Genomic DNA, 18,279 nt, shown 5'->3' with positions numbered 1-18,279 from the left:
GACTTCTTTATTCCCTTCGTGGACCTCAGGGATCGGAAGAAGGGCTATGCCGTCAGCCTGATCAAGGCCGGCGCCGAGCTCATCGGTCGTCCGGCGGGTAGCGTACGTGCGCCCCTGACCATGCCCACTTCCGAGGAGCGCCAGCAGCTCGAGAAGCTGGTGGGTATCGCCAAGCAACTATAAATCGACAACCAGCAGAAAGAGGTGAAAGCATGACCGTATCCAAGAAGACCCTGGCAGGCCTGGGCTCCGCTGTCGCCCTGGCGTCCATGACCCTCGGCGCCGGCGTCGCCATGGCTCAGGAAGGCGAGCTGCGGGGCAACGTTCGGGTCGTGATCGGCTCCACGTCGACCGGGGGTGACACCTACCAGAACTCCACCATCGTCGTGGACAAGCTGGCCGAGCACCTCGACCTCAACATGAAGGTCGATGCCGTCGGCGCGAGTTCCGCCTTCCGTACCCTGGATCGCGATTCCCGCGGCAACACCCTGATGATCTTCCACGACCAGTCCTACCTGGGCTACCTCTACGGGGTGGAGGGCTACGAGAACATCTTCGAGAAGTACACCGTCGGGCCGACCGTGGCGATCAACCCGGGCAATGCCTACCTGGTGCCCAAGGACTCGCCCTACGAGACCCTCGACGACATCATCGCCGCGGTAGGTGATGGTGAGGAGGTGCGCGTGGCGATCCAGCCGGGCGGCGTCTCCGAAATCGGCTTCAGCGCCCTGAAGAATGCCATCTCCATCGAGCACCCGGGGATGGAGGATAACCTGGTCGCGGTGAACACCGGCTCCCAGGCGGACAAGAACCAGCAGCTGTTCGACGACCAGGCGGACCTGATCAATGGCACCGTGCAGGCCAACGAGCAGTACACCCGCTTGCCGGAGGACGACCAGAAGGCCATGCGCTTCGTCTGGCTGACTGCGCGCCAGGGCACCATCGAGCAGGCACCCGAGGATGGCCTGGGTCAGACCACCCGCGAGCAGCTGCTCGAGTACGTCGAGCCCAACGTCCACGTCACCATGGGGGACGACGAGACCTTCACCTTCGATAAGGAATTCTTCTTCCTCTACAACAAGGACATGGATCCGGGCATCGTCGAGCAGATCGATGAGGCCCTCACCGAGATCTATGCCGAGGGCGAGATCCAGGAGGTCCAGAAGAACTCCTTCTTCATTCCCAACTTCAAGCCCTCGGAAGAGGCCTCGGAGTACCTGCACGAGAAGATGTCTCGCTACGAAGGCATCATCGAAAACATCAAGTAAGCGATCCGGGCACCGGTGGCGCCATGCCGCCGGTGCCTCCGCCATATGGCGTGAACCGCTATAGAACAATGATAGGCAGGGGTGTCCTCCTGCCTATCGCCGGAGCTGCTATGGAATCAGGTCTGTCAAGTCTGCTCAGCGTCTCGATAGATTTCGAGACCTCCCACCTGTTCTTCCCGACGATCATCCACTGGGTCATGGCGGGGCTTTTCGTCTTGATCCTGGTCACGAAGGTGGTCCCCTTTCTGGCCGCGGTGAAACGGGGGGAGCGCACCATGCCCATCCTGGGTGAGCCAATGGATGGTTTCCGCTTCTTCGGCACCCTCGTCCTGATCGTGGCGTATTTCTACCTGATGGCAGTGGTGGGTAATCTATTCCCCTATACGGGCTACGGTTTCCTGTTCGTCTCGATGGCCTTCGTCCTGCTGATGTCGCTGATGTACATGCATGAGTGGACGAAGAAGGCCGTGACCATCGTGGTGATCAACGCCGTCGTCGCGCCCAGCCTGGCCTGGTTTATCCTGGCCAAGCTGTTCAACATCACCCTGCCGTGACTGAAGCGAGTGTCGCCATGGAATTCCTGTCACTTCTCGACTTTACCTTCTTTCTTCTCGCCGCGTTCGGGGCCCTGGTAGGCATTATCTTCGGCGCCATCCCCGGCATGACCGCCACCATGGCGGTGGCGGTCTGCCTGCCGCTGACCTATGCCCTGGGTCTGCACCACGGCCTGGCACTGCTGCTGGGCCTCTACGTGGGCGGCATCTCGGGCGGCATGGTGCCGGCGGTCCTGCTCAACATTCCCGGTACACCGTCCTCGATCACCACCACCTTCGATGGCTATCCCATGGCCCAGAAGGGCCAGGGCGAGAAGGCCTTGCGGGTCAGTGTCATCGCCTCCGTCGTCGGGGGGCTGATCAGTGCCGCCGTGCTCTTCCTGTTCGCCCCCATGCTGGCCGACTTCTCGATCAAGTTCTCCTACGTGGAGAAGTTCCTGATCATCCTGCTGGCCCTGAGTGTCATTGCCTCGCTGTCGAGCAGCATGCTGGTGGGCATCTTCAGTGGGGTGATCGGCATCTGGCTGAGCCTGATCGGCGACTACAGCATCTCCGATGGCGGCAACGGCAAGACCCGACTGATGTTCGACTTCATGGAGCCCTACCTGTTCGAGGGCTTCTCCCTGCTGCCGGTGCTGATCGGTATCTTCGGTATCTCCACCATCCTGCTCGAGGCCGAGAAGGGGGTGAAGAGCGAGCTGAGCAACGAGCGTATCCAGTTCGGCAAGGGAGGCGGTTTCTCGCTGTCGCTCTTCAAGGGGCGCCTGACCAACCTGGTGCGCTCGTCCTTCATCGGGACCTTCGTCGGCATGCTGCCGGGGGTTGGCGGCAGTGCCGCCTCGGTGCTGGCCTATACCCAGGAGAAGAACCTCTCGAAGGATTCATCGCAGATGGGCAAGGGCGCTCCCCAGGGGCTCATCGCCTCGGAGTCGGCCAACAATGCGCTGACCGGCGGCGCCTTGATCCCGCTGCTCTCCCTGGGGATTCCCGGCGACTCCACCACCGCCGTGCTGATCGGGGCCTTCACCCTCCAGGGTATCCAGGTGGGGCCGCTGTTCATTCCCGAGAACGCCGAGACCTGGTACATCATGATGACGGCGCTCGTGTTCGCCAACATCGTGATGTTCTTCCTGATGTTCTATGCCATCAAGCATATCGCCAAGGTGGTCATGGTGCCCAAGCACATCCTCTATCCGATCATCGTGATGATGTGCGTGGTGGGGGCCTATGCCATCAACTACGGCATCATGTTCGACGTCTGGACCCTGCTGATCTTCGGCATCCTCGGCTATCTGGTGCAGAAGATCGGCCTGGAGGTGGCGCCGCTGATCATCGGCTTCATCCTGGGCAGCCAGGCGGAGGTCTACTTCGTCAAGAGCCTCGAGTCGTTCGGCACTTTCTCGATCTTCTTCACCAAGAGCCCCATCGCCGTGGTGCTGTGGCTGCTGATCCTGGCCTCGGTGGCGTTCTCGATCGTGATGAGCCTGAAGAGCCGCGCCAAGCGACGCCAGGAACTGCTCAGCTGAAGATCGCCCCTTGGCGTATTGAAGAGGAACCCTATGAGCGCTTTCGAAGGCAAGATCATCAAGGTCCACCCCGACGACAACGTCGCCATCGTGGTGGAGGCCGGCGGCCTCGCCGAGGGCCAGGCGCTGGGCGAGGGCCTGGTCGCGGCTGGCCGGATCCCCCAGGGCCACAAGCTGGCCCTCACGGACATCGCCGTGGAGGAGCCCATCGTTCGCTACGGCGAGGTCATCGGCAACGCCGTGGTGGCGATCGCCCGGGGCGAGCACGTCGACGAAGCCAGGGTTCGGCTGCCCCAGGCGCCGGCCCTGGGCGACCTGCCGCTCGCCACGCGGCCGGCCCTGGCTGCCGAACCGCTCGAGGGCTATACCTTCGAGGGTTTCCGCAACCCGGACGGTAGCGTGGGCACCAAGAACGTGCTGGGCATCACCACCAGCGTGCAGTGCGTGGCCGGTACGGTGGATTACGTGGTGGGGCGCATCAAGCGCGAGCTGCTGCCCCGCTACCCCAATGTCGACGACGTGGTGGGGCTCAACCACAGCTATGGTTGCGGGGTCGCCATCAATGCGCCTGCCGCCATCGTGCCGATCCGCACCCTCAAGAACATCGCCCTGAACCCCAACTTCGGCAACGAGGTGATGGTCATCGGCCTGGGCTGCGAGAAGCTGCAGCCCTCCACCCTGCTCGACGACCGGCCCGTGAAGATCTACGAGAACAGCGAGGCGGCGGATCCCGACGCCAACGTGCTGAGCCTGCAGGACGATTCCTTTCAGGGCTTCGGCGAGATGGTCGAGGGCATCATGGCCATGGCCGAGCGCCACCTCGAGCGCCTGAATCGTCGCCGCCGCGAGACCTGCCCGGCGTCCGAACTGAGGGTGGGCATGCAGTGCGGCGGCAGCGACGCCTTCTCGGGGGTCACCGCCAACCCCGCCGTGGGCTTCGCCACCGACCTGATCGTGCGCGCCGGGGGCAGCGTGATGTTCTCCGAGGTCACCGAGGTGCGTGATGCCATCCATCTGCTGACGCCCCGCGCCATCGATGAGGAAGTGGGCAGGGCGCTTATCGAGCAGATGGCGTGGTACGACGACTATCTCTCCCAGGGGCAGGCCGATCGCAGCGCCAATCCTTCCCCCGGCAACAAGAAAGGGGGCCTCTCCAACGTCGTCGAGAAGGCGCTGGGGTCGGTCATCAAGTCCGGTAACTCGCCCATCGTGGACGTCATCGGCCCCGGCGAACGGTTGCGTCGCAAGGGGCTGACCTTCGCCGCCACCCCGGCCAGCGACTTCATCTGCGGCACCCTGCAGCTGGCGGCCGGCATGAACCTGCAGGTGTTCACCACCGGCCGTGGCACGCCCTACGGCCTGCCGATGGTGCCGGTGCTCAAGGTGTCCACCAACTCGCAACTGGGGCGCCGCTGGCACGACATCATCGACCTGGATGCGGGGCGCATCGCCACCGGCGACGCCAGCATCGAGGAGGTGGGCTGGGAGCTGTTCCACCTGATCCTCGATGTGGCGAGTGGACGCCAGCAGGCCGCGGCCGACCGGCTCGGCATCCACAACGACCTGGTGCTGTTCAATCCGGCACCCGTGACCTGAGCCCGGCAGGAACGCATCCCGACTGGGCCGATAATTCAAGAGGCAAGAGACTGATGTTTCCGAAGATCAAGAGCATGCGCGTCGTTCCCGTGGCCGGCTATGACGGCTTCCTGTTGAACCTCAGCGGTGGGCACGCGCCCTGGTTCATCCGCTGCGTGGTGATCCTCGAGGACGACGCCGGCAACAAGGGGGTCGGGGAGATTCCCTCCAGTGCCGGCATCCTCAAGGGGCTGGAGCAGTGCCGCGAACTGGTGGAAGGCTCGCGGATCAACGATATCAAGCAAACGCTGAATCAAGTCCGCCTGTTGCTGGCGCAGAACGGACGCGAGGAGCGTGGCCGCCAGACCTTCGACCTGCGCGTGGCGGTGCACGTGATCACCGGCCTCGAGTCGGCCCTGTTCGACCTCTTTGGTCAGGCGCTGGGCATGCCGGTGGCCGACCTGCTGGGCCAGTACGGCCGCCAGCGCGACGAGGTCGAGGCCCTGGGCTACCTGTTCCTGCTCGGCGACCCGACCAAGACGGACCTGCCCTATCCCCAGGCGAGCGATCCCCAGGATGCCTGGGACGAGGTGCGCTGCCGCGAGGCGTTGACCCCGGAGGCGGTAGCCAACCTGGCCAAGGCGGCCTATGAGCGCTACGGCTTCAAGGACTTCAAGCTCAAGGGCGGCGTGCTGAGCGGCGAGGAGGAGGCCGACTGCATCCGGGCACTGTACGAGGCCTTCCCCGAGGCGCGCCTGACCCTCGACCCCAACGGCGCCTGGAAGCTCGACGAGGCGGTGCGGGTGCTGACGCCGATCCGCGACCTGCTGAGCTATGCCGAGGATCCCTGCGGCCAGGAGGAGAGCTATTCGGGCCGCGAGACCATGGCCGAGTTCAAGAAGCGCACCGGCCTGCCCACCGCGACCAACATGATCGCCACCGACTTCAAGCAGCTGCAGTACGCCGTGCAGCTCAACTCGGTGGATATCCCGCTGGCGGACTGCCACTTCTGGACCATGCAGGGCGCCGTGGCAGTGGGCGAGCTGTGCAACGAGTGGGGCATGACCTGGGGCTCCCACAGCAACAACCACTTCGATATCTCGCTGGCGATGATGACTCATGTGGCCGCGGCCTGCCCCGGTGAGATCACCGCCATCGACACCCACTGGATCTGGCAGGACGGCCAGCGCATCACCAAGAACCCGTTCCCGATCCGCGACGGCAAGCTCAAGGTGCCTTCGGCGCCGGGCCTGGGCGTCGAGCTGGACGAGGAAAAGCTGATGGAGGCCCATCGTCTCTACCAGAGCCTCGATGTGACCCAGCGCAACGACGCCATGGCCATGCAGTACCTGATTCCCGGCTGGGAATTCGATCCCAAGCGGCCGGCGCTGGTGCGTTGAGGGCGCCCCGGCTGCTAGACTAAAAGTCATACTTTTGGTCGGGGCATTTTTTCATGGCAGAGGGGATGGACATGTCGGCAGAAACCGCGCGGTTCAATCTGCAGAAAGTGGCGAGGCAGGGCAGCCTCTCCGCCCATGTCGCCGACCAGCTCGAGGCGTTGATCCTCCAGGAGCAGGTCAAGGTGGGCGAGAAGCTGCCCACCGAGAACCGCCTGTGCGATTCCTTCGGCGTCAGCCGTACCGTGATCCGCGAGGCGATCACCCATCTCAAGTCACTGGGGCTGGTGGAAACGCGTCGCGGGGTGGGCACCACCGTGCTGCGCTCGACGGCCGTCGAGGCGCGGCCGGCGGAGCGCATCAACCCGACCACGGTGGAGGATATCCTGCATGTCCTCGAGTTGCGCCTGGCCCTGGAACCGGCGGCGGCGGAACTGGCCGCCCTGCGGCACGACGCCGAGGATCGTCGCCGCATCGAGGCGAAGCATGCCGCCTTCATCAAGGCCCAGGCGGAGAAGTCCCTGGCCAGGGTGGAGGACTTCGAGTTCCACCACGCCATTGCCCGGGCCACCCATAACCCCTTCTTCGAACAGTTCTACGAGCAGCTCAGCCCCAGCGGCATTCCCCGCGCCAAGCTGCTCAGCATCGATATCAACCCGGCCGCCTCCGAGCGCTATCTGTTGCGGGTCCAGGAGGAGCACGCCTATATCCTCGAGGCGATCCTTTCCCGCGACGGCGAGGCGGCCAAGGAGACCATGTTCCAGCACCTCAAGCGGGCCCGGAACATGTACGCGCAGTATCAGGAATCCTGAACCCCGCAACCCAAGGGAGACAGCATGACTCCACAAGGCACTTCCCTGATCGGCCAGCAGGCCGTCACCGGCGACCAGGCCGTCATCCGCGCCATCGACCCTTCCAGCGGCGAGGCCCTGGCCCCGGAGTATCCCGGCCTGGACCGCCAGGCGGTCGCTCGGGCCTGCGAGCTCGCCGAGACCGCCTACGCCACGTATCGCGAGAGCTCGCTGGAAGACCGCGCGGCCTTCCTCGAGGCCATCGCCGCCGAGATCGAGGCCCTGGGCGATGACCTGATCACCCGTGGCATGGCCGAGACCGGCCTGCCCCGGGCCCGCCTGGAAGGCGAGCGCGGCCGCACCTGCGGCCAGCTGCGGCTGTTCGCCTCGGTGGTGCGCGCCGGCGAGTGGCTCGACGTGCGCCTCGACCCGGCACTGCCCGAGCGTCAACCGATGCCGCGGGTCGACCTGCGCCAGCGCCACGTGGCCCTGGGCCCCGTCGCCGTGTTCGGCGCCTCGAACTTCCCGCTGGCGTTTTCCGTGGCCGGCGGCGACAGCGCCTCGGCGCTGGCCGCCGGCTGCCCGGTGGTGGTCAAGGCGCATTCCGCCCACCCCGGCACCTCCGAGCTGGTGGGCCGCGCCGTGCAGAAGGCCGTGGCCGACTGCGGCCTGCCCGAGGGCGTCTTCTCGGTGCTGTTCGGCGCCGGCCGCGAGGTGGGCCAGGCGCTGGTCGCCGACCCGCATATCCAGGCGGTGGGCTTCACCGGCTCGCGTAGCGGTGGCCTGGCGCTGCAGCAGACGGCCCGGAATCGTCCCCAGCCGATCCCGGTCTACGCCGAGATGAGCTCCATCAACCCGGTATTCCTGCTGCCCGAGGCGCTCAAGGCGCGCGGCCGTGAGATCGCCGAGGGCTTCGTCGGTTCGGTCAACATGGGGGCCGGGCAGTTCTGCACCAACCCGGGCCTGGTGATCGGCGTCAAGGGCGAGGCGCTGGACGCCTTCCTCAAGGCCGCCGGCGAGGCGATCCAGGGCAGCGCCGCCCAGACCATGCTCACCCCGGGCATTCACGCCGCCTATCAGGACGGCGTCGGCGCGCTGGCCGGCGAGGCCCGCGAGATCGCCCGCGGCCCGGTGGGCGAGGGGCCCCACCAGTGCCAGACCGCGCTGTTCGCCGCCCGTGGCGCCGACTTCCTGAAGAGCGAGGCGCTGCAGGCCGAGGTGTTCGGTGCGGCCTCGCTGGTCATTGAGTGCGATGACCTCGCGGAAGTGAAGGCCGTGGCCGAGCATCTCGAGGGCCAGCTCACCGCCACCCTGCAGCTGGACGACGGCGACCTCGGGGCCGCCCGCACGCTGCTGCCGGTGCTCGAGCGCAAGGCCGGGCGGGTGCTGGCCAACGGCTGGCCCACCGGCGTCGAGGTCTGCCACGCCATGGTCCACGGCGGGCCCTTCCCGGCCACCTCCGACTCGCGCAGCACCTCGGTGGGCAGCGCCGCCATCCAGCGCTTCCTGCGCCCGGTGTGCTACCAGAACCTGCCCCAGGGCCTGCTGCCCGAGGCACTCCAGGACGGCAACCCGCTGGGCGTGACCCGGCTGGTGGACGGCAAGCGCGAGTGATTCCCGAAGCGAGCGAGTAATGGGAGTTTTTGGCGGCCTGCGGGCCGCCTTTTTTGTGACGTTGCGACCTTAGTTTCATCGACCATAGTCTCTGTTGTCATACATCTTATCATTGCCTAGTTTGTATGATGTATGGCAAATCTCTGGACACAACATCAACAACGGAAGAGGGTCGAATGAAGTTTTCCAAAGATGAAGTGAAGCAAGCCTTGGGCGATGGGCTGCTGTCGTTCCCCATCACCGACTTCGACCAGGAGGGCCGTTTCGACGCCGAGAGCTATCGCCGGCGGCTGGAGTGGTTCATCAGCCACGACATCTCCGCGGTCTTCGTGGCCGGCGGCACCGGCGAGTTCTTCAACCTGTCGCTCGACGAGTTCCGCGCGATCGTGCGCGTCGCCGTGGAGGCGGTGGACGGCAAGCTGCCGGTGATCGCCAGCGCCGGGCTGAGCGTCGAGAGCGGCAAGGCCTTCGCCGAGGCGGCCGAGGAGGCCGGTGCCGACGGTATCCTGCTGATGCCGCCCTACCTGACCGAGTGCCCCCAGGACGGCCTGGTCGACTACGCCCGGCAGATCTGCGACGCGACCCGGCTCAACGTCATCTACTACAACCGCGGCAATGGCATCCTCGAGGCCGAGTCCGTCAAGGCGCTGGCCGAGGCCTGCCCCAACCTGGTCGGCCTCAAGGACGGCAAGGGCGACATCCAGGCGCTAAACAAGATCGTCAAGACCGTGGGCGATCGCCTGGTCTACGTGGGTGGCGTGCCCACCGCCGAGATCTTCGCCGAGGCCTATCTGTCCATCGGCGTCAACACCTACTCCTCGGCCGTGTTCAACTTCGTGCCGGACATGGCCGTGACCTTCTACAAGGAACTCCGCAAGGGCAACCGCGAGGTCGTCAAGCAGATCACCAACGACTTCTTCATTCCCTTCGTGGACCTCAGGGATCGGAAGAAGGGCTATGCCGTCAGCTTGATCAAGGCCGGCGCCGAGATCATCGGCCGTCCGGCGGGTAGCGTGCGCGCACCCCTGGCCATGCCCACTTCCGAGGAGCGCCAGCAGCTCGAGACGCTGGTAGGTGTCGCGGGCAAGCTTTAACGAGTACCAATAAGCCGTTGTGGGAGGAAAATAATGATCAGACTTGCAAAAGGCGAATCGATGGGAGTGCCAGGGAGAAAGACTATGACAATACCGATGACTCAGTCGATCTGTGGAACGAGCTATCAGCCTGTGGTGTTTCAGAAGAAGTGGATCATTGCGGCGCTAGTCGGCTTGATGGGTGTGGGCAGTGCGACGGCGCAAGCGCAAGAGGGCGAAGACACCCTGCGAATCGCCGTACCGGAACATGAGAGCCCGGATTTGTCAGCCGAGTGGGCATACGCCAATACACGTGCCATCGTGCTAGGGAACATCTTCGAGCGACTGGTGACCCGCAATCCCGACACGAATGAACTGGCGCCGATGCTGGCCGCCGACTGGGAACAAATCGACGACACGACCTGGCATTTCCAGCTGCGTGAAGGGGTTCGCTTCCATGACGGCTCGGAGTTCAACGCGGAAACCGCAGCCGAGTCACTGAACTATGTCACCCGAGAGGGTGGGCGGCTCAATGAGTTCGGTGTCAAGGGGTTCAGTTTCAAGGCTATTGGGGAACATCTGCTCGAAGTCACTACTGACAGGCCGAACCCACTGGTGCTGGAGCGGTTGTACCAGGTGCAGATCCCTTCGGCCCAGCAACTGGAGGAGAATCCCGACGCGTACAAGTCGCAGCCCGTCGGAACCGGACCGTACGTGTTTAAATCCTACTCGAGGGGAGACCAGTGGGAGATTGAACGGTACGACGGCTGGTGGGGGGAAGACCATCCCGAGGCAGTATTCGGCATCCCGGAGTGGGAGAATGTCATTTACGATGTCCGACCTGAACTATCGACCCGTGTGACCGCCCTTCAGGCCGGTGAGGTGGACTTCGCCTTCAACGTGGGTATCGAAGGCTGCTCCACCGTCGGTGAGGAGCAATGCATCACATGGACGGGTAACGAAATCGTTGATATCCGCTATGACGCACCCAGTTCGATCATGGGCGATCCTCGAGTGCGGCGTGCCCTTGATCTCGCCTTCAATCGAGAGGAGATCGCAACGCAACTCTATGGCAAGGATGTGGAGACCACGGGACAGGTCCTCTCCCAGGGGGCAACCGGCTACAACCCGAACATCGAGCCATGGCCTTACGATCCCGAAAAGGCGCGGAGCCTGATCGAAGAAGCCCGGGCGGATGGGGTGACATTTGACGCCCCGATCCGCCTCGTGTCGCAACAAGGGCGTTTCGAGCGCAATGGCGAAGTCCTACAGGCGATACAGTACGCGTGGCAGCAGAATCTGGGCCTCGACGTGACCATCAGCATCCTGAACCCCGATCAATATGACGAGGTCTACCGCCGTCAGGATGCGCCCATGCATGAGAGCGTTTCCCCCGACCGCAACGTCGTGATCGTCACGACCGGCTCCGACACGGACCTCTTTGACCTGGCCGGGTACGGGGGGTCTCGATATCTCTGCGGTGGCGATCTCAGCGTCTACTGTGATGAGGATTTCGATCAGCGGTGGGCGGAGGCAATCAAGCTCACTGGCGAGGAGCGTGGTCAAGCCCTCGCGGAGCTCAATGCCGAGCAGGTCGAGCGCAACGTGTGGAGTGGGATCCTTCGCTTCCCGACATATCACGCCGTGGCGGAAACGGTTGAGTTCCGCCGTCGTCCGGATGGATGGGTGATGGCCAACGATTTCACGAGACAGTGACAGGAGTGGGGCGGTCTCAGGTGGCCGCCCGTCACCTCCCATCATGTCGTGAACATCATGCCGGGACAGTAAGTATCAGGGGAGTAAAACCCGTATGAAACGTTATTTGTTAAGGCGACTCGGACAGTCGGTGCTTGTCATAGTCGCCGCGATGATCGCCATATTCATAATCGGACACGTGTTAGGCGATCCCGTTAATGCCGTCGTGTCCGAGTTCGCCTCCATCGAGGAGCGTGAGGCGGTTCGTGACAAACTCGGCTTCAACGACCCGATTCTGGTTCAGTTCGGCCGCTTCGCCATGGGAGTTATCCAACTCGATTTCGGGACGTCGCCCGTAACGGGAGAAGATGCGCTTGGCATGGTCATGTCCGCATTGCCGAACACTGCGATGCTGGGTGGTGCGATCCTTCTGCTGGCGCTTCCCATCGGCTTTGTCATGGGCGCCTGGGGCGCATTCCGTCCCGGCTCATTCGTCGACCGTGCTGCCAATGTCATGTCCCTGGCTGGGATCTCTGTCGTCGAGTTCTGGCTTGGTCTGACACTCATCACCCTCATCGCGGTCCCGATAGGAGTGATTCCGACCGGGGGAACCTCGGGTGCCTTGGCCATACTGCTGCCCGCCATGACGGGTGCCTTTCGGATTATCGGTCGCGTCGCACAGTTCAGCAGGTCGGCGCTTCTGGAGGAGTACAGCAAGCCCTACGTCGAGATGGCGCGGGCCAAGGGGCTATCCGACCGTCGAATCTTCCTGCACGTGAGCAAGAACGCAGCAACGGCCATTATCACCGTGTCTACGGACGAAATTCTCGGTCTGGTCAACGGGGTCGTGGTCATCGAGACGGTCTTCGCCTGGCCCGGGGTCGGTCGCCTGGTCATCGACGCGCTGGGCAACACGGACCTGTTCGTGTTGCAAGCGGCCGTCTTCACGTTCGTGGTCTTGGTAATGGTTATAACCTTTATCATCGACCTCACCTATATGCTGTTCAATCCCAGGGTGCGCTATGAGTAACCCAGCCATCGACGTTCAAGCGCGACGCACTACCAAGCGTGCTGTTTACCTCCGTGCCTTCCTTCGGGAGCCGGTTACGGTCGCTGCCTGGTGTGTGTTCATTCTGATGATACTGTCTGCGCTCGTGGGGCCCGAACTCTACCCCCACGATCCGTACGCGCAGAATCTGTCCAATCGCCTCCTACCCCCCGGATCCGAGGCTGCCGAGGGGCTGCTGCCCCACTACCTGGGCACTGACGCACTCGGTCGAGACGTTGTCGCCCGACTGCTCAGCGGCGCCCGGGTTTCCATCGCGGTTGGTTTCGCCGGTGTCGTGGTATCCGGACTCCTGGGGATCACGGTAGGTCTCGTGGCCGGATACTTCCGAGGCCGTGTAGAGGACGTCCTCATGCGGCTTTCCGACCTGCAGGAGTCGTTCCCGGCGTTGATCCTTGCCCTGTTCATCCTGTATGCGCTCGGGCCGGGTCTTGCCAACCTGCTGCTGGTGATGGCGATTGCGCGTTGGCCTACCTACGCCCGCGTTTCACGCAGCCTGGCCCTCGGCCTGCGAGACAATCAGTATATCGAGGCAGCACGTGCATTGGGGGCGTCCCCGGCTCGCATTATTCGCGAGCACGTCCTGGTCAATGCTCGGTCTCCGCTGGTGATCCTGGCGACGCTGGAGCTGGCGCGCGTCATCCTGTTCGAGTCCACGCTGAGCTTCCTCGGGTTCGGCATACAGCCACCTGACACCTCGTGGGGGCTGATGATCTCCGAGGGGCGCGAATACCTGGGCCGAGCCCCATGGCTGATCATCGTCCCTGGACTGGCCATCTTTGCCACCGCACTGAGCGCTAACCTGATCGCCAGTTGGGGCCAGAACGTCACAGATCCAATCCGCCGTGCCGAGTGGCTGAGGCGCGGACTGGTCAAAGAGAAGGCCTAATATCATGAATGACTTTAACATGAATAAAGGCGCACCCATGTCTCGAGTGCTTGAGCTCAACAGTGACCCTAACGACAGCGATGTGCTGCTGGAAGTCGATGACCTGCACATCAGCTTCGACACTCCGACGGGCCCGTTGTACGCCGTCAATGGCGTCAGCCTGAAGCTACGACGCGGCGAAATGTTCAGCATTCTCGGCGAGTCGGGCTGCGGTAAGAGCGCCACGGCGAAGTCCATCATGGGCATCCTGCCGATGCCGCCGGGGCGCATCCGCAGGGGGAGTATTCGCTTTGCTGGGCAGGAGTTGACCGAGCTTAGTCATCGTGAGCGCCGTGCCATGATGGGCGCGGATATCGCCTGGGTTCCTCAGGATCCCTTGAGCTCGCTCAATCCCAGCTTCAAGATCGGCTGGCAGGTGATCGAGGCGATCAGAACCCATAAGGATGTCAGTCGTAGTGCCGCCCGCGAGCGGGCGGCAGAACTCCTCGACGCGGTCGGCCTGCAGAATCCCCGCGAGCAGCTGGACAAGTACCCCTTCGAGCTCTCTGGAGGCATGCGTCAGCGGGTTCTCATCGCCATGGCGATCGCCACGGAGCCTCAACTTCTGATCGCCGACGAGCCGACCACCGCACTGGATGTAACGATCCAAGCGGAGATCCTGCAGGTTCTGAAAGAGATTCAGATCAAGAATAACATGGCCGTGCTGATGATCACTCACGACTGCGCTCTCGCGGCTGCCGTCGCGGATCGGGTCGCGGTCATGTACGCCGGTCGCGTCATTGAGTCGGGACCGACGGCGGAGATCTTTCATCAGCCTGCGCATCCCTATACGCGAGGGTTGATGCAGTCGACGCCGTCACTAGCCATGGATGAGAAACTCGAACCCGTTCCCGGGACGCCTCCGAAGCTCATGGATCCCCCGTCGGGCTGCTCGTTCGCGCCTCGCTGTTCTTACTGCATCGAAAGGTGCAAGGAAGCCGTGCCGCCTCAGGCTGCCGTCAGCCCATCTCATCAGGCCGCTTGTATCCGAACGGAGGCGGTTATTGCGGAACCGAGTTTGATCGACCGCTTCCTGTCGGCTGAATCACTGCCCGCGTCGGAGAATGAAAAGGTGACTGGCCCCCCCTTGATGATGGGCCGCGGACTCGTGAAAACTTTCGACGGGTTTCGTGCGGTCGATGGTATCGATTTCGATCTCCACGAGGGAGAGACGCTGTGCATTGTTGGTGAGTCAGGCTCGGGGAAGTCAACCCTTGCCAGGCTTATTCTCGGGCTGGAGAGTCCGACGGAAGGAACGGTCGAATACCGGGGCAAGCCGATCATTACCCCCGGAACCACCATGCAGCGTGAGCTGCGTAGGGAAATACAGTTCGTCGCCCAGGATCCCTACTCAAGCCTGGACCCGAGGATGAAGGTCGGAAAGATCATCTCGGAAGGTTGGCGTATCCACCGTGGTCTGGTTCCGGAGTCCGAATGGGACGAGGAAGCGGAACGCCTTCTCGCACGCGTCGGCATTCAGGGGGAACAGATCCTCGACCGCTACCCACACGAGTTCTCGGGCGGTCAGCGCCAGCGGATCGCGATTGCACGTGCGCTGGCGGTGCGTCCATCGATCGTGGTCCTGGACGAACCGATCTCGTCGCTTGACGTCAGTGTTCAAGCGCAGGTGATCCGCTTGTTGCAAGATCTCCAGGATGAACATGGGCTCGCCTATATCTTCATCGCCCACGATCTTTCGGTTGTCGAGTATCTCGCCAAGAACATCATCGTCATGTATCAAGGCAAGGTCATGGAGCGCGGACCGGGTAAGCGTGTGTTCAACGAGCCCGAGGATCCCTACACCGCTCGTCTTGCAAGTGCCAATCCGAAATGGGAAGCCAGCGGAAGAGCTGTCATCCAGGCAGCGGTCTGAGTGACTTTGCATGGTTTGATGATGCATTTAAGTCAACGAAAGACATTTGGCGTCCAGCGTGGAAGCCACCGAACTGTTCCCCATCTCTCGGCATGCCACTCGTAGCCTGATCGGTGTCGATGGATGGGGGCGATGACCAAGGAGTAACTCATGAGTGGTGATGTACAACTTTTGCAAATCGGCAGCTTTACCGAGGAATTCAACAAGAGGTTGACGGAAACCTACAAGGTTCATCGGTTATGGGAGCAGGAGTCGCCCGATGACTATCTTAAGGAGGTGGGGCCTGAGGTCGATATCGTCGTCACATCGGGACGCTATGGATGTAGTGCCGACATCATGCGTGCGGCGCCCAAGCTCAAGGCCATCGTGAGCTTCGGGGTAGGCTATGATCCCATCGATATCGATACGGCGCGTGAACTGAATATCGCTGTCAGCAACACGCCGGACGTCCTCAACGACTGCGTGGCAGATCTGGCCATGGGGTTGCTGATCTCATCCGCTCGACGGATTGCCGAAGGCGACCGGTTCGTGCGCGCCGGCAAGTGGGGTTCTGAACCCTTTCCGCTGGGGGCCAAGGTCAGTGGCAAGCGACTGGGCATCCTGGGACTGGGCCGCATCGGTAAATGTATCGCCCAACGGGCCAACGGTTTCGGCATGGAGATTCATTATCATAACCGTCGCCAGGACCCTTCAGTCGATTATGGTTATGAGGAAACGCCTGCCGATCTGGCCACCTGGGCCGACTTTTTGATCGTGACCTGTGTTGGGGGACCTAGCACGCAAGGATTGGTATCTCGGGAAGTGATGGAAGCACTCGGTCCCCAGGGTACCTTGATCAACGTCTCGAGAGGTTCAGTGGTGGATCAGCCCGCCATGGTCGAGTTACTTGAGTCTGGCCGGCTGGGAAGTGCCGCCCTGGATGTTTTTGCCGATGAGCCCAATGTGCCTTCGGCGCTCTTGGAGATGCCTCAGGTCGTGCTGGTGCCACATATTGCTAGCGGGACACACGAGACGCGAAAACAAATGCAGGATCTCGTGTTCGATAACCTGGATTCATTCATTGCATCGGGAAAGCTGGTTACGCCCGTGTTGTGATCTCTCCATATGCTAAGGAGCTTCTGATCTAAAACCTCTCTCATTGATCAGAGGCTCATTGTGTTTCAGGGAAAAAATGAGGTGTTCTGCCATGGGTTGTCGTGGCAGTCAGTCTTGCTCTGCCTTATTGTCGCCCGTGCCTTTATGACATTTCATTGCCCTTCAAGGTGGAAGGATGATTTTACCCGTAATCGCGGTGTTGGCGGGCCTTGCTCTATTAGTGTGGAGTGCCGATCGCTTCGTCGATGGCGCAGTAGGCTTGTCTCGATGCCTGGGGCTTTCCCCACTCCTCATCGGGATGCTCGTGATGGGGTTTGGGACCTCAGCGCCTGAGCTGATGGTATCGGCATTGGCGGCCGGTCAGGGGAACCCCGGGCTGGCACTGGGCAATGCCTATGGCTCGAACATTTCCAATATAGGCTTGATCCTTGGCCTGGTAGCACTCGTATCTCCCTTGACCGTCCATTCCGGATTGATCCGCAAAGAGTTGCCGGTTCTTCTGGCCGTCACTCTCCTTTCGCTCCTTCTAATGAGGGGAGGGAACATTGACCATGCCGAGGGAGGCATGATGCTAGCGATGTTGCTGGGCTTTATCGGGGCTAGCGTATACATGGCAAGGAGATCAGGTGGAGACGTTCTGGCTAGCGAGACAAGCGAGAGTCTCGAAGAGCCTCCACTACCCATGATCTCCAGCCTGGGCTGGACCCTCTGTGGCCTCGTCTTGCTGGTAGTCAGCTCTCGTGTCCTCGTCTGGGGGGCCATCGAAATCGCCCAGGGAATTGGTGTCAGCGACTTGATAATCGGCCTGACAGTGGTAGCCATCGGAACATCGCTTCCTGAACTCGCCTCTTCGGTTAGTGCCTTGCGCCGTGGAAAACATGATCTGGTCCTCGGCAATGTAGTAGGGTCGAATTTGTTCAATACCCTGGGGGTCGTGGGGTTGGCTGCTGTGATCTCCCCCATTGAAATCAGTAGTGAAGTACTTGTTCGCGACTGGCCGCTGATGGCCTTCATGACGCTATTGATGATCGTGTTTGCCATCGGTTGGCGGGGGCGGCAGGGACGGATCAATCGTATCGAGGGAGGCGTGCTGGTATTATTGTTCTTCTCCTATACGGGGTATCTCGTAAACTCGGTAGTCCAGACTGCCACCCTATGAATGACCCTTGGATAAAGTGGCGGCACGCCACCGAGCCTATGCGACCCGCACAGCGCGCTACCCCCCGCGCCCCTGATCAGGTTCTCAGAAGACCTGTAGCGCAACACTCAACCACTCTGTCAGAGTCAGACCCTGGAGAAGCCATGTCCCGTATCGCATCTGTCGTCGTCACCCCGATCGCCTTCCGCGATCCTCCCCTGCTCAACGTGAGCGGTATTCATGAGCCCTGGGCACTTCGCTCGATCATCGAGGTGGTCACCGAGGACGGGCGCTCCGGCCTCTCCGAGTCCTATGGTGACGAGCAGACCCTTTCGCAGCTGCAGAAGGTGGCATCCCGACTGGAAGGCGTCGATGTCTTCCATCTCAACGAGCTGAAGGCCATCATCGAACAGTCCGCCGATAGTGAGCCGCAACAGGGCGGTATCGAATTGGCGCCAGGAACCAACCAGGCCACCACGCTGCCGCGCATCTTCGCCGCCTTCGAAGTCGCTTTCCTGGATCTAATCGGCAAGATTACCGGTCGCAGCGTCTGCGACCTGTTGGGTGGCAAGGTGCGCGATGCCGTCCCCTACAGTGCCTACCTGTTCTACAAGTACGGCCGTCACCAGTTCAGCCAGGACGGCTGGGTCGACGACTGGGGAGAGGTACTGACTCCCGAAGACGTC

Annotated in this window: 15 protein-coding genes and 1 pseudogene; all 16 read left to right on the top strand. The window is 62.3% G+C overall.

What is annotated here, in order from left to right; translation table 11 throughout:
• A pseudogene (locus QWY80_RS02975) lies at positions 1–183 on the top strand (5-dehydro-4-deoxyglucarate dehydratase); the annotation flags it as partial.
• A 29-nt stretch (positions 184–212) separates the two neighbouring features.
• A complete protein-coding gene (locus QWY80_RS02970; protein ID WP_290229192.1) occupies positions 213–1,268 on the top strand; it encodes a type 2 periplasmic-binding domain-containing protein in 1,056 nt (351 codons plus the stop codon).
• A gap of 110 nt (positions 1,269–1,378) precedes the next feature.
• The gene (locus QWY80_RS02965; protein WP_290229190.1) at positions 1,379–1,822 is read left to right on the top strand and encodes a tripartite tricarboxylate transporter; all 444 of its coding nucleotides are present in this window, start codon (positions 1,379–1,381) and stop codon (positions 1,820–1,822) included.
• A gap of 17 nt (positions 1,823–1,839) precedes the next feature.
• Positions 1,840–3,348 carry a tripartite tricarboxylate transporter permease gene (locus tag QWY80_RS02960; protein ID WP_290229188.1) on the top strand — a complete coding sequence of 503 codons (1,509 nt, stop codon included), beginning with the start codon at positions 1,840–1,842 and terminating at the stop codon, positions 3,346–3,348.
• A 33-nt stretch (positions 3,349–3,381) separates the two neighbouring features.
• Positions 3,382–4,944, top strand: coding sequence for a galactarate dehydratase (gene garD / locus QWY80_RS02955; protein ID WP_290229187.1), 1,563 nt, complete (start codon positions 3,382–3,384; stop codon positions 4,942–4,944).
• A gap of 53 nt (positions 4,945–4,997) precedes the next feature.
• Positions 4,998–6,323 (top strand): enolase C-terminal domain-like protein, encoded by a 1,326-nt coding sequence (locus QWY80_RS02950; protein WP_290229186.1) that lies wholly within the window; start codon positions 4,998–5,000, stop codon positions 6,321–6,323.
• A gap of 71 nt (positions 6,324–6,394) precedes the next feature.
• On the top strand, positions 6,395–7,132 hold the full coding sequence (locus QWY80_RS02945) for a FadR/GntR family transcriptional regulator (protein WP_290229185.1): 738 nt from the start codon (positions 6,395–6,397) through the stop codon (positions 7,130–7,132).
• A 24-nt stretch (positions 7,133–7,156) separates the two neighbouring features.
• Entirely contained in the window at positions 7,157–8,725 is a 1,569-nt protein-coding gene (locus QWY80_RS02940) for an aldehyde dehydrogenase (NADP(+)) (RefSeq protein ID WP_290229184.1), read from the top strand.
• Between the two features lie 176 nt (positions 8,726–8,901).
• Entirely contained in the window at positions 8,902–9,819 is a 918-nt protein-coding gene (kdgD, locus tag QWY80_RS02935; RefSeq protein WP_290229183.1) for a 5-dehydro-4-deoxyglucarate dehydratase, read from the top strand.
• A gap of 96 nt (positions 9,820–9,915) precedes the next feature.
• Positions 9,916–11,514: an ABC transporter substrate-binding protein gene (locus QWY80_RS02930; RefSeq protein ID WP_290229182.1), complete on the top strand. Its 1,599-nt coding sequence runs from the start codon at positions 9,916–9,918 to the stop codon at positions 11,512–11,514.
• A 94-nt stretch (positions 11,515–11,608) separates the two neighbouring features.
• A complete protein-coding gene (locus QWY80_RS02925) occupies positions 11,609–12,523 on the top strand; it encodes an ABC transporter permease (protein WP_290229181.1) in 915 nt (304 codons plus the stop codon).
• Positions 12,516–13,448, top strand: coding sequence for an ABC transporter permease (locus tag QWY80_RS02920; protein ID WP_353960435.1), 933 nt, complete (start codon positions 12,516–12,518; stop codon positions 13,446–13,448). Before QWY80_RS02925 ends, QWY80_RS02920 begins: the two co-directional genes overlap by 8 nt.
• A gap of 4 nt (positions 13,449–13,452) precedes the next feature.
• The gene (locus QWY80_RS02915; protein WP_290229180.1) at positions 13,453–15,360 is read left to right on the top strand and encodes a dipeptide ABC transporter ATP-binding protein; all 1,908 of its coding nucleotides are present in this window, start codon (positions 13,453–13,455) and stop codon (positions 15,358–15,360) included.
• A 150-nt stretch (positions 15,361–15,510) separates the two neighbouring features.
• Positions 15,511–16,455 (top strand): 2-hydroxyacid dehydrogenase, encoded by a 945-nt coding sequence (locus tag QWY80_RS02910; RefSeq protein WP_290229179.1) that lies wholly within the window; start codon positions 15,511–15,513, stop codon positions 16,453–16,455.
• 175 nt (positions 16,456–16,630) lie between these two features.
• Positions 16,631–17,614, top strand: coding sequence for a calcium/sodium antiporter (locus QWY80_RS02905; RefSeq protein WP_290229178.1), 984 nt, complete (start codon positions 16,631–16,633; stop codon positions 17,612–17,614).
• Between the two features lie 143 nt (positions 17,615–17,757).
• Positions 17,758–18,279: enolase-like domain-containing protein (locus tag QWY80_RS02900; protein WP_494337373.1), on the top strand; the 522-nt coding region annotated here is incomplete at its 3' end.

The organism is Halomonas ramblicola, assembly GCF_030409215.1.
GTDB classification, from domain to species: domain Bacteria; phylum Pseudomonadota; class Gammaproteobacteria; order Pseudomonadales; family Halomonadaceae; genus Halomonas; species Halomonas ramblicola.
Note: the sequence above shows the minus strand (reverse complement) of the source record. Positions and strands in the feature narration are given on the sequence as shown.

Coding starts and splice junctions, on each gene's coding strand:
- QWY80_RS02940 (WP_290229184.1), top strand. CDS start 7,157: ATGACTCCACAAGGCACTTCCCTGATCGGCCAGCAGGCCGTCACCGGC.
- garD (WP_290229187.1), top strand. CDS start 3,382: ATGAGCGCTTTCGAAGGCAAGATCATCAAGGTCCACCCCGACGACAAC.
- QWY80_RS02945 (WP_290229185.1), top strand. CDS start 6,395: ATGTCGGCAGAAACCGCGCGGTTCAATCTGCAGAAAGTGGCGAGGCAG.
- QWY80_RS02970 (WP_290229192.1), top strand. CDS start 213: ATGACCGTATCCAAGAAGACCCTGGCAGGCCTGGGCTCCGCTGTCGCC.
- QWY80_RS02905 (WP_290229178.1), top strand. CDS start 16,631: ATGATTTTACCCGTAATCGCGGTGTTGGCGGGCCTTGCTCTATTAGTG.
- QWY80_RS02960 (WP_290229188.1), top strand. CDS start 1,840: ATGGAATTCCTGTCACTTCTCGACTTTACCTTCTTTCTTCTCGCCGCG.
- QWY80_RS02920 (WP_353960435.1), top strand. CDS start 12,516: ATGAGTAACCCAGCCATCGACGTTCAAGCGCGACGCACTACCAAGCGT.
- QWY80_RS02915 (WP_290229180.1), top strand. CDS start 13,453: ATGAATGACTTTAACATGAATAAAGGCGCACCCATGTCTCGAGTGCTT.
- kdgD (WP_290229183.1), top strand. CDS start 8,902: ATGAAGTTTTCCAAAGATGAAGTGAAGCAAGCCTTGGGCGATGGGCTG.
- QWY80_RS02965 (WP_290229190.1), top strand. CDS start 1,379: ATGGAATCAGGTCTGTCAAGTCTGCTCAGCGTCTCGATAGATTTCGAG.
- QWY80_RS02930 (WP_290229182.1), top strand. CDS start 9,916: ATGACTCAGTCGATCTGTGGAACGAGCTATCAGCCTGTGGTGTTTCAG.
- QWY80_RS02910 (WP_290229179.1), top strand. CDS start 15,511: ATGAGTGGTGATGTACAACTTTTGCAAATCGGCAGCTTTACCGAGGAA.
- QWY80_RS02950 (WP_290229186.1), top strand. CDS start 4,998: ATGTTTCCGAAGATCAAGAGCATGCGCGTCGTTCCCGTGGCCGGCTAT.
- QWY80_RS02925 (WP_290229181.1), top strand. CDS start 11,609: ATGAAACGTTATTTGTTAAGGCGACTCGGACAGTCGGTGCTTGTCATA.